This window comes from Marinovum sp., from assembly GCF_034669705.1.
Classification (GTDB): domain Bacteria; phylum Pseudomonadota; class Alphaproteobacteria; order Rhodobacterales; family Rhodobacteraceae; genus Marinovum.
In genome coordinates, this window is record NZ_JAXMOR010000049.1 from 19,051 (window position 1) to 30,000 (window position 10,950).

At 67.8% G+C, this 10,950-nt stretch carries 9 protein-coding genes; all 9 read left to right on the forward strand.

All coding sequences use genetic code 11. From position 1 onward, the window contains the following. Positions 1-675 precede the first annotated feature (675 nt). Entirely contained in the window at positions 676-1,476 is an 801-nt protein-coding gene (locus VOI27_RS22010) for an alpha/beta hydrolase (RefSeq protein ID WP_323768616.1), read from the forward strand. After that, positions 1,460-2,815: an HWE histidine kinase domain-containing protein gene (locus VOI27_RS22015; RefSeq protein ID WP_323768618.1), complete on the forward strand. Its 1,356-nt coding sequence runs from the start codon at positions 1,460-1,462 to the stop codon at positions 2,813-2,815. Before VOI27_RS22010 ends, VOI27_RS22015 begins: the two co-directional genes overlap by 17 nt. 101 nt (positions 2,816-2,916) lie before the next feature. Continuing rightward, a complete protein-coding gene (locus VOI27_RS22020) occupies positions 2,917-3,840 on the forward strand; it encodes a 3-keto-5-aminohexanoate cleavage protein (protein WP_323768620.1) in 924 nt (307 codons plus the stop codon). Then, a complete protein-coding gene (locus VOI27_RS22025) occupies positions 3,837-5,261 on the forward strand; it encodes a carnitine 3-dehydrogenase (RefSeq protein WP_323768622.1) in 1,425 nt (474 codons plus the stop codon). The genes VOI27_RS22020 and VOI27_RS22025 overlap by 4 nt, the downstream gene beginning before the upstream one ends. A gap of 220 nt (positions 5,262-5,481) precedes the next feature. Then, entirely contained in the window at positions 5,482-6,441 is a 960-nt protein-coding gene (locus VOI27_RS22030) for a TAXI family TRAP transporter solute-binding subunit (RefSeq protein ID WP_323768624.1), read from the forward strand. Next, on the forward strand, positions 6,438-6,905 hold the full coding sequence (locus VOI27_RS22035; protein ID WP_323768626.1) for a DUF1850 domain-containing protein: 468 nt from the start codon (positions 6,438-6,440) through the stop codon (positions 6,903-6,905). The genes VOI27_RS22030 and VOI27_RS22035 overlap by 4 nt, the downstream gene beginning before the upstream one ends. Further along, positions 6,902-8,878: a TRAP transporter fused permease subunit gene (locus VOI27_RS22040; RefSeq protein WP_323768628.1), complete on the forward strand. Its 1,977-nt coding sequence runs from the start codon at positions 6,902-6,904 to the stop codon at positions 8,876-8,878. The genes VOI27_RS22035 and VOI27_RS22040 overlap by 4 nt, the downstream gene beginning before the upstream one ends. Positions 8,879-8,967: 89 nt before the next feature. Next, positions 8,968-10,098 (forward strand): DNA repair exonuclease, encoded by a 1,131-nt coding sequence (locus VOI27_RS22045; RefSeq protein WP_323768630.1) that lies wholly within the window; start codon positions 8,968-8,970, stop codon positions 10,096-10,098. Further along, positions 10,095-10,950, forward strand: an 856-nt coding sequence (locus VOI27_RS22050; protein WP_323768632.1) for an AAA family ATPase, incomplete at its 3' end; no start/stop codon positions are given. The genes VOI27_RS22045 and VOI27_RS22050, both read left to right, overlap by 4 nt.

The following is a 10,950-nucleotide window of genomic DNA, read 5'->3' on the forward strand; positions in this document are numbered from 1 at the left end:
GTTTAGCGGCCGCCCCCGTGGCCAGCAGTTTTACCCCCCAGTGGGCAGGATTGAGATTATGGCGAGAGGTGCTTCAAACAAAGAAGAAATTGTTTGAAAAACAGATCGTCTCTCTGCCGGAAACTGCCCTGATTGGCACCAGGATCAGGGCAAAGCCGCCAGCGGAGCTCAGCGGGCCAAGGCCGGAATCCCCTTGTTTCATGGGAAATTAACCATTTATTAAGGGTTGCGACGTCTGGAACCACTGGCTCTCAGGGGTCTTCGACGGGGCCTGACGATCGGCGGATTTTCCCTCAGCCCCCTGATAACCCGGCAATAACTAAGGCAGCGATTGTTGGCGATTTGTCTCCAATCACCTGATTCCGGGGCCACTGGTTACAACTGAACGATGAGCGCGCTGGCGCGAATTGATTCGATTTAACACCCGGTTAAGGCCGATGGGTCGTTTATGACGGTATGATGATACGCATTCACCGCGCCATTCCGGCCGAATTGCCGGTTCGGCGGCGCCCCACTTGCGCATTCCAGCCGGCGGGACGGGGCCGGTCGCCGGGCTCAGAACCGGGCTGAGGGTTACCCCAGTGCGCCCTGCTCGCAGAAAGTGCCAAACAACTCTTTCATTGGCGGTTTTTCCGTATAGTGATACCAACACGGCAGGCGCAGGAGGATGCAGATTTGTCAATCATCGACAAGTGCAACGTGACGGTGACGGGAACCGGCAAACCGACGCTGGTCTTTGTGCATGGCTATGGCTGCGATCAGACCATGTGGCGCTTTGTGGCGCCGGGGTTTGTCGACAGCCACAGGGTCGTGTTGTACGACCTCGTCGGCATGGGCCGGTCCGACAATACTGCCTATGATTTCACCCGCTACGCGACGCTTGATGGCCATGCCGAGGATCTCTGTGCCATCCTGACCGAGCTGGAGATCACCGACGCGGTGCTGGTCGGCCATTCGGTCGGTGCCACCATCGCCTGCCTTGCGGCGCTGCAGATGCCCGAGAAGGTGAGCGCGCTGGCGCTGGTCGCGCCCTCGCCCTGTTTCGTCAATGACGACACCTACGTCGGCGGATTCGGCCGCGAGGACATCGACGGGCTGATCGAGGTGATGGATGAGAATTACCTCGGCTGGACCGCGCATGTCACGCCGATCATCTCGGGCCAGCCCCAGGACGGCGCCGCCACCACCGACCTGACCCAAAGCTTCTGCCGCACCGATCCCGCCATCGCCAAGCATTTCGGCCGCGTCACCTTTACCGCCGACCAGCGCGCCGAGATGGGCCGGGTCGCCCACCCTGCCCTGGTGCTGCAGGTGACCGACGATACGCTGGCGCCAAAGGCGGTGGGGCACTGGCTGGCCGATCACATGGCCCGGGCCGAGCTGCGCACCATCGAGGCCACCGGCCATTGTCCGCACATGACCGAGCCCGACGCGACGACCACTGAACTGCGGGGCTTTCTTGAGCGGATCGGATAATCCCAGCAAGCCGCCGCCCGAACCACTCGCCGCGACATTGCTGCAAGACGCGCCCTGCGGGTTCCTTGTGATCGACCGGCGCGAACGCATCCGCTATGCCAATTCGACGCTCGAGCGCTGGCTCAACCGCGAGCAGGGCTCGCTGGCCGATGCGACCGGGCTCAAGGAGCTGCTGACCCACGCCAGCCACTTCTACTACCAGACCCAGATCGCGCCGATGATCCAGCTGCAGGGCTTTGCCCGCGAGATCTCGTGCAAGCTGCGGATCGCCGGCAGCGACCGGTCCCTGCCGGTGCTGATGAACGCGGTACAGCGCGGCGAGGGCGACGCGCGCCGGGTCGACATCGTGTTCTTCGACGCCACCGAGCGGCTGCGCTTCGAGCATGACCTGCGCATGGCCCGCGCCGAGGCCGAGGAGCTGGCCGCCATCGTCCGCAGCGCCACCGTCGGCATCCTGCGCTGCAGCGCCGAGGGCCGGATCACCCGACACAACGCCGCCGCCGCGGAGTTGCTTGGCATCGCGTCGAACGCGCCCCCCGATCTCGCGGTCGACCGGGTCCTCAGGCTCGACACCGAAACCCCCGACTGGTTCGCCAAAGCGGTGCGCGATATCGACGCCAGCGGCGCGACGGTCCGCTTCGAGGCCAGCTGCGACGATCTGCACTACAACATCTCGGTCGACCGCATCCCGCGCCACGAAGACCCCCTCGCGGCGCCGGACTATTCCCTGATCCTGCGCGACATCACCGCCCGGGTGCGCGCCGAGCGCCGGCTGAACCTGCTTGTCAGCGAGCTCAACCACCGGATCCGCAACGTCTTTTCCGTGGTCAGCGGGTTGGTGCGCCAGACCATCCGCAGCGCACCCGAAGAGCGGACCAAGCTGATCGACCGGCTGCAGAGCTTTTCCGCCTCGCATGACGTGCTGACCCTGAACTACTGGAAGGATGCCAGCATTCTCGAGGTCATCGGCCGGGTCGAGGCGCAGATCGGCGACAGCCAGACCCTGATCACCGACGGCCCCGACATCCGGCTGATCCCGCGGCAGTTCAAGGCGCTGTCTATGGCGCTGCACGAGCTGACCACCAATGCCCGCAAATACGGCGCGCTGTCGTCGGACTTCGGCGTGATCGAGATCGAGTGGCAGCGCGAGGCCGAGGACGGCTTCACCTTCTGCTGGCGCGAACGTGGCGGGCCGCCGGTGCGCGAACCGGCCCGGACCGGCTTTGGCTCGGTGATGATCGAACGGGTGCTGGCCGAGGAGTTCCTCGGCACCGCCGAGGTCAGCTATGCCCCGACCGGGCTGTCGCTGATCTGCCGCGGCCGGATCATGCAGGACTAGACGGGCGACTTGCCGCCATGGCGCCCGACCGCAAGACACGCCGCCCCGGCCGTCGCGGACCTCCCTGCCGCGGCCGGAAGAGGCGACAGAAAGGACCCCCAATGCCACTGACCATTAACCGCTCCGTCTTCATCACCTGCGCCGTCACCGGCTCTGGCGCCACCCAGGACCGGAGCCCGCATGTCCCGCGGTCGCCGCAACAGATCGCCGAAAGCGCGATCGATGCCGCCCGCGCCGGCGCCGCGGTGGTACATTGCCATGTCCGCGACCCCGCGACCGGCGCGCCGTCGCGCCGCCGCGACCTCTACCGCGAGGTGACCGAGCGCATCCGCGCCGCCGAGGTCGACGTTGTTCTCAACCTCACTGCCGGCATGGGCGGCGACATGGTCTTTGGCCCGCCAGAGGCGCCCTTGCCGCTGAACCCCGAGGCGACCGACATGATCGGCGCCAGTGCCCGCATGGCGCATGTCCGCGATTGCCTGCCAGAGATCTGCACGCTGGATTGCGGCACGATGAATTTCGCCGAGGCCGACTACGTCATGACAAACACGCCGGGCATGCTGCGTGCCATGGGCGCGATGATGACCGAGCTCGGCGTGAAACCCGAGATCGAGGCCTTCGACACCGGCCATCTGTGGTTCGCCAAGGAACTGGTGCGCGAGGGCACCCTGGCACCGCAGGCGCTGGTGCAGCTCTGCATGGGGGTGCCCTGGGGCGCGCCGAACGACCTCAACACCCTGCTGGCGATGGTGAACAACGTGCCCGAGGACTGGACCTGGTCAGCATTCTCTCTGGGCCGCGACCAGATGCCCTATGTGGCGGCGGCGGTGCTGGCCGGCGGCAACGTGCGTGTCGGGCTGGAGGACAATCTGTTTCTCGACAAGGGCGTGCTGGCGACCAATGCGCAGCTTGTCGAACGCGCGGTGACGGTGATCGAAAACATGGGCGCCAGGGTGATCGGCCCGGCGGAGGTGCGCGACATGCTGGGGCTGGTGAAACGCGCGCCGCAAGGAGGTGTGGCATGACCCGCAAGGCCGCAATCATCGGCGGCGGCGTGATCGGCGGCGGCTGGGCGGCGCGCTTCCTGCTCAACGGCTGGGACGTGGCGGTGTTCGATCCCGACCCCGAGGCGAGACGCAAGATCGAGGCGGTGCTGGACAATGCCCGCCGCGCCCTGCCCGCGCTCTATGACAAGGCGCTGCCGGCGGAAGGCACGCTCAGCTATCACGACGATCTTGCCGCGGCCGTCACCGGGGCCGACTGGGTGCAGGAGAGCGTGCCGGAACGGCTCGCGCTCAAACACCGGGTGCATGGCGAGATCAGCCGCGCCGCCGATGCGCTGGCGGTGATCGGCTCTTCGACCTCTGGTTTCAAACCCTCCGAGCTGACCGCCGAGGGGGCCAAGGTGATCGTTGCCCATCCGTTCAACCCGGTCTACCTGTTGCCGCTGGTCGAGCTGGTGGGCGAGCCCACCCTATGCGACCGCGCGGCGGCCCTCCTGCGCGAGGTCGGGATGTATCCGCTGACCCTGCGCAAGGAGATCGACGCCCATATCGCCGACCGGCTGCTCGAGGCGGTCTGGCGCGAGAGCCTCTGGCTGGTCAAGGACGGCGTCGCCACCACCGAGGAGATCGACGAGGCGATCCGCATGGGGTTCGGGTTGCGCTGGGCGCAGATGGGGCTGTTCGAGACCTATCGCATCGCCGGCGGCGAGGCCGGCATGGCGCATTTCATGGCACAGTTCGGTCCGGCGCTGGACTGGCCCTGGAGCAAGCTGACGGACGTGCCGGAATTCACTCCCGAGCTGGTCAAGCTGATCGCCGGGCAGTCGGATGCGCAATCCGGCCACCTGTCGATCCGCGAGCTGGAACGGCTGCGCGATGACAACCTCGTCGGCATGCTGCGCGCCCTGCGCAAATCGGGCAGCGGGGCGGGCGGCACGATCAATGCCCATGAGGCCGGCCTGCCCGATCCCGCGCCGGTCGATCTGCCGGTGACGGTCGACCGGGTGATCCCGCAGAGCTGGACCGACTACAACGGCCACATGAACGAGGCGCATTACGTCGAAGTCTCCTGCCAGGCCACCGACCGCTTCATGGAGATGATCGGCGCCGACGCCGCCTATGTGGCCGCAGGCGGCAGCTATTTCACCGTCGAGAACCACGTCCGCTACCTCGCCGAGATGACGGCCGGGGCGCGGGTCAAGGTGACGACGCAGGTGCTGGACGGCCGGGGCAAGAAGATGCACCTGTTTCACCGCCTGTTGATGGAAGACGGCACGCTCTCGGCCACGGTCGAGACGCTGCTGTTGCATGTCGACATGACCACCCGCCGCAGCGCGCCGCCGTCGGCGCAGGTGGCCGCGCGGCTGGAAGGCTTTGCCGCCGCGCATGCCGCACTGCCCGTACCCGACGGCGTCGGTCGCCCGGTGGGCCAGCGCCGCTGACCCCGGCGGACCGGCCCCCGGGCCGGGGCCTCGCCGGCCGCTGACCCCGGCGGTTCTCGCGCTGGCCGCACCTGCACAGAACGACCGCACCGGCCCCCGCGCCGGGGCCTCTCGCTGACCCGGTGTCCGGGCGCTTCGCGCCGCACCCCGCTTGAGCCACTTGAATAATTCCCGCCGACGGATACGGTGGCAGTCATAATCAAACGGGAGGACCAATAATATGAAACTTGCCAGATACTTTGCCCTTGCCACACTGGTCGCCGCGACGCCGGCGATGTCACAGATGCAGCTCTCGATCGCCACCGGCGGCACCGGCGGGGTCTATTACCCGATGGGCGGCGGGCTGGCCGAGGTGATCAACAATCACGTCGAGGGCTACAGCGCCACCGCCGAGGTCACCGGCGCCTCGGTCGAGAACATGGGGCTGATCGCCACCGGCGACGCCGACTTTGCCATCGGCCTCGCCGACACCGTGCAGCAGGCCTATGCCGGCACCGGCCGGTTCGAGGGCCAGCAGCTGCCGATGATCCGCGCCGTGGGCTCGCTCTATGCCAACATGGTGCAGATCGTGACCCTGGCCGACAGCGGTATCGAGAATATCGACGATCTCAAGGGCAAGCGGGTCTCGGTCGGCGCGCCGGGCTCGGGTACCGAGGTCAACGCCATGACCCTGCTCGAGGCCAACGGCATCTCCTTCGATGATTTCGACGCCCAGCGGCTGAACTTCAACGAAACCGCCGATGCCCTCAACAACGGCGATATCGACGCCGGTTTCTGGAGCGTCGGCGCGCCGACCTCCTCGATCCTCAACCTCGCCACCACCAACGAGATCCGCATGATCGGCCTGACCGACGAGCAGCTCGCGGCAGCGGATGAGGCCGACGAGACCTTTGCGCCGCTGAAACTGGCCGGCGGCACGTATGATGGCGTCGATGCCGATGTCTCGACCGTGGGCGTGCCCAACGTGCTGGTGGTCTCGTCAGAGATGGACGAGGAGACCGTCTATCAAGTGACCAAGGCGATGTACGAGAACATCGCAGACATGCAGGCGGTGCACCCGGCGGCGAACGAGACCACCATCGAGTTCTCGATGAACGCCACTCCGGTGCCGCTGCACCCCGGTGCGCTGCGCTATTTCGAGGAAGCCGGCGCCACCATCCCCGACCACCTGCGGCAGTGATCGGCACACTCGGAAGAGGGCTTTTTGCCCTCTTCCTCACCGTCTCGACCAGTCAGGCCGCGGTGCTGACCGCCAGCCTGCCCGACGGCACCGAGATCGGCCGCATTGCCGTGGCCGAGGGCGGCGGATGGTGTGTGCTGTGGAACCATTCGGTGCAGGGCTTTCCGGTGCAGGACTGCTATCGCAACCGGGCCGGCCGGATGGTGTTGGTGCGCTCGCATCAGCCCGATTTCGCCGCCGGTCTCGGCCATCTGCCGGGCCGCGGGCGGCAGGTGTCGGACGGTCGCGGCGGCTACTGGATCGAAGACATCGACGAGCCGGTGCCGGGGGATGCCTATGTGCTGCGCCCCGGTCGCGCCGGCGTCAATCACAGGATCGTTGCAGGTGACGCCGAGATCGCGCTCTCGGCCCCGGCGGCGCGCCAGCGCGTCCGCATCGCGCTGCAACCGGGGGACCCGGAATGACCGACACCTATGAAGTCAAGGCGCCCGGCGCCGACCGCCAGCCGCGTTCGGTGCTGATGGCGATCGCGATCGTCGCAATCACCCTGTCACTGTTCCAGCTCTATGCCGCCGGCATCCAGCCGCTGGGGCTGTTCTTTCAGCGGCCGATCCACCTGGGCTTCATCCTGGTGCTCTGTTTCCTGATGTACCCGGTCACCGGCAACCGGCCGCGCGGCTTGATCGGCTGGGCCATCGACGGTCCGCTGATCGCCTGCGGCGTGCTGGTGGGCTACTGGGTGCCGGCCAATATCGACGCCATCGCCAATGCCATCATCCCGCGCCAGATCGACGTGACTGTCGGCATCATCACCACCCTCGTGGTGCTCGAGGCGGCGCGCCGCGCCATCGGCCTCGGGATGACCATCATCGGCGGCTTCTTCATCCTCTACGCCTTTGCCGGGTCGCGCGGCGAGCTTCCTTGGCTGTCGGATTTCATGCCCGGCATCCTCAATCACCGCGGCTATACGCTGGACCGTCTGGCCAGCCAGATGACGCTGGGCGCCGAGGGCATCTTTGGCCTGCCGCTGGGCGTCGCCGCCACCTTCATCTTTGTCTTCGTGCTGTTCGGCGCCTTTCTGGAGGTGACCGGCGCCGGCAAGTTCTTTATCGATCTCGCCTATGCCGCCACCGGCCGGCAACGCGGCGGCCCGGCCAAGGCAGCGGTGATCGCCTCGGCCGGCATGGGCTCGATCAGCGGGTCTGCCATCGCCAACGTGGTGACCACCGGCGCCTTCACGATCCCGCTGATGAAAAAGCTCGGCTACCGGCCGGCACAGGCCGGCGGCATCGAGGCCGCGGCCTCGACCGGCGGGCAGATCATGCCGCCGCTGATGGGCGCCGGCGCCTTTCTGATGAGCGAGTTCACCCGGGTGCCCTATATCGAGATCGTGCTGGTCTCGATCTTTCCGGCGATCCTCTACTTCGGTGCGGTCTACCTCCTGGTGCATATCGCCGCCGTCAAGCAGGGGATGAAGGGCATCCCCGCAGCCGAGCTGCCCAAGGTGCGCGAGGTACTGGCCGAGGGCTGGCATTTCCTCTTGCCGCTGGTGGCGCTGGTCTGGCTGCTCGTCGTGGGCTATTCGCCGATGCGGGTGGGCTTCTACGCCATCCTCGCGGTGATCGCCGCGGCGGTGCTGCGCGCGGTGCTGCGCTATCTCGCCGAAGGTCCGACGCTCGACGGGCTGGTGGCGCTGGCGCGCTCCGGCATTGCCAAGACGCTCGAGGCGCTGGAGCTGGGCGCGCGCAATGCCGTCGCCGTCTCGATGGCCTGTGCGGTGGCCGGCATCGTCGTCGGCGTCGTCGGGCTGACCGGGCTGGGGCTGAAGTTTTCGGCGATGATGCTGGCGTTTTCCAACGGCAACCTGCTGCTGGCGCTGCTGCTGGTGGTGATTGCCAGCCTGATCCTCGGCATGGGTCTGCCGGTGACCGCAGCCTATATCGTGCTGATCATCCTCGTCGGCCCGGCGCTGACCGAAGAGTTCGGCATTCCGCTGCTGATCTCGCATCTGGTGGTCTTCTGGTGGAGCCAGGACAGCAACGTCACGCCACCTGTGGCCTTGGCCGGCTTCGCCGGCGCGGCGATCGCCAATGCCTCGCCGATGGAGACCTCGGTGCAGGCGTGGAAATACGCCAAGGGGCTCTACCTGATTCCGCTCTTCATGGTCTACAACCCGTCGATCATCGAAGGCGGGCCGGTGCCGCTGGTGCTGTGGAACGGCGCCATCGCGATCCTTGCGCTGACCGCCTTTGCCGCGGCGCTCGAGGCCTATCTCTTCGCGCCGATGCCGCTCTGGGCGCGGCTCTTGGTGTTGCCGGGAATGGTGGCGGTGTTCTGGCCCAGCCTGCAGATCGAGATCGCCGGCGCGGCGCTGCTGACCGTGCTGCTGGCGCTGAACTGGGTTGCGGGGCGAAAGCAACAGCCAGCGACGGCCTGAGGCGCAGGGGTCTCCCCGCCTGAGTGATTGCGCATGTCCGCGCCGCGGCCGATAAAGGCGGCGATTGCCAGTTGCCGGAGTTTGCCGCCATGCCCTTGCGCTTCATCCATGCGTCCGATCTGCACATCGGGCGCAAGTTCGCCAATATCCCGCAGCCCGAGGACGGCAACATTCGCGGCCGGTTGATGGAGGCCCGCCACGGCGCCATCACCCGACTGGCCAAGGCCGCGCGGGACCGCGGCGCGGCGCATATTCTGCTGGCCGGTGATACATTTGATACCGCCACGCCCTCGCCGGTGGTGATCCGCCAGGCACTGGCGGCGATGGCCGAGGACGCGGGCGTCACCTGGTGGCTCTTGCCCGGCAACCACGACAACCTGCGCGATGCCGAGCCACTGTGGGAGGTGATCCGCCGCGACGCACCGGCCAATGTGATCGCCCTGACCGAGGCCGAACCGCAGCCCCTGGGCGACGGTGCGACGCTGCTGCCCAGCCCCGTGGCCTTTCGCGCCGGCGCCAGCGATCCGACCGAGCCGCTGGTCAACATGGCCAGCGACGAGGGCCGGTTGCGCATCGGGCTGGCCCATGGCGGGGTCACCGATTTCACCGGCGCGGGCGACGCCATCGCCCCTGACAGAGACCGGAGCGCGCGCCTTGACTACCTCGCCCTGGGCGACTGGCACGGGCGGTTGCAGGTCTCGGACCGGGTGCACTACTGCGGCAGCCCCGAACAGGATCGCTTCAAGCACGGCCGCCGCGGCGTCTGCCTTGCGGTCACGCTCGACGGTCCCGGCGCCGTGCCGCAGATTGCCGAGGTCGAGACCGGCGCGTTTCTCTGGACCGAACAGCCCCTGACCCTGCATCCGCGGCAGCACGCGGGCCGGGCGCTGGCCGAAGCCCTGCCGGAGGGCAGCCGCCGCGACATCTTGCTGCGCATGCGCGCCGGCGGCTGGGCGGGGTTGGCCGACCAGGCCGACCTGACGCGCGCGGCGCGCGACATCGCCCCGGATTTCGCCCATTTCGAACTGCTGACCGACGCGCTCGGCACGCAATATGACGCCGGCGATCTCGACGAGATAGACCGCGCCGGCGCGCTGCGGCTGGCGGCCGACGCCCTGCAGCAGGAGGCGCAGTCCGAAACCCTCTCGGAGGCCGAGCGGCAGGTGGCCGGCGACGCGCTGGCCCGGCTCTACGCCTATGTCCGTGAGGACGCGCAATGAAGATCCGCGCCATCAGCCTCAACAACGTCCGCCGCTTCACCGACCCGGTCGCCATCCGCGAGATCGGTGACGGGCTCAACCTGCTCTGCGAGCCCAACGAGCACGGCAAATCCACGCTCTTCGACGCGATCCAGGCGCTGTTCTTCAAGCCGCACGGCTCGCGCGACAAGGAAATCAAGGCGCTGCAGCCCCATGCCGGCGGGCACCCCGAGGTCAGCGTCACGGTCGAGACCGACGACGGCCGGTTCACCCTGTTCAAGCGCTGGCTCGGCAAGACCACGGCCACGGTGCACCAAGGCGACCGGCTGATCGCCCAGGCCGACGAGGCCGAGGCCTGGATCGACGCGCTGCTTGGCGGTGACGGCGGCGGGCCTTCGGGGCTGATCTGGGTGCGTCAGGGCATGACCGAGTTGACCGGCGGCACGACCAGAGAGCAGAAACTGGCGCTCGAGGCGCGGCGCGACCTGATGACCTCGGTCAGCGAAGAGGTCGACCAGATGACCGGCGGGCGGCGGATGGACATGGCGCTGGCCGCCTGCCGCGAAGAGCTGGGCAGCCTCGCCACATCGACCGGCAAGCCGCGCAAGGGCGGGCCGTGGCATGCCGCGCTCGACCGGGTGGCCGACCTGACCGAGCAGCGCGACAGCCTCGCCGCCACTGCCGAGGCGCTGCACGAGGCGCTGGCCGAGCGCAAGCGGGCGCGGCGCGCGCTGCGCGACTGGGAGGCGCCCGAAGCGGTCGAGGCGCGCCGGGCGCGGCTGGCGGCGGCCGAGGCGGCGCAGAAGGCCGCCGAGCGCCATGCCGAGGCGGTTGAGGCCGAAGCGCAGAAGCGCGAGACCGCGCGGCTCACAG

Excerpts from the sequence above, each read along its gene's own strand:
- VOI27_RS22025 (WP_323768622.1), top strand. The coding sequence starts at position 3,837 with ATGACCCGCAAGGCCGCAATCATCGGCGGCGGCGTGATCGGCGGCGGC.
- VOI27_RS22020 (WP_323768620.1), top strand. The coding sequence starts at position 2,917 with ATGCCACTGACCATTAACCGCTCCGTCTTCATCACCTGCGCCGTCACC.
- VOI27_RS22045 (WP_323768630.1), top strand. The coding sequence starts at position 8,968 with ATGCCCTTGCGCTTCATCCATGCGTCCGATCTGCACATCGGGCGCAAG.
- VOI27_RS22040 (WP_323768628.1), top strand. The coding sequence starts at position 6,902 with ATGACCGACACCTATGAAGTCAAGGCGCCCGGCGCCGACCGCCAGCCG.
- VOI27_RS22030 (WP_323768624.1), top strand. The coding sequence starts at position 5,482 with ATGAAACTTGCCAGATACTTTGCCCTTGCCACACTGGTCGCCGCGACG.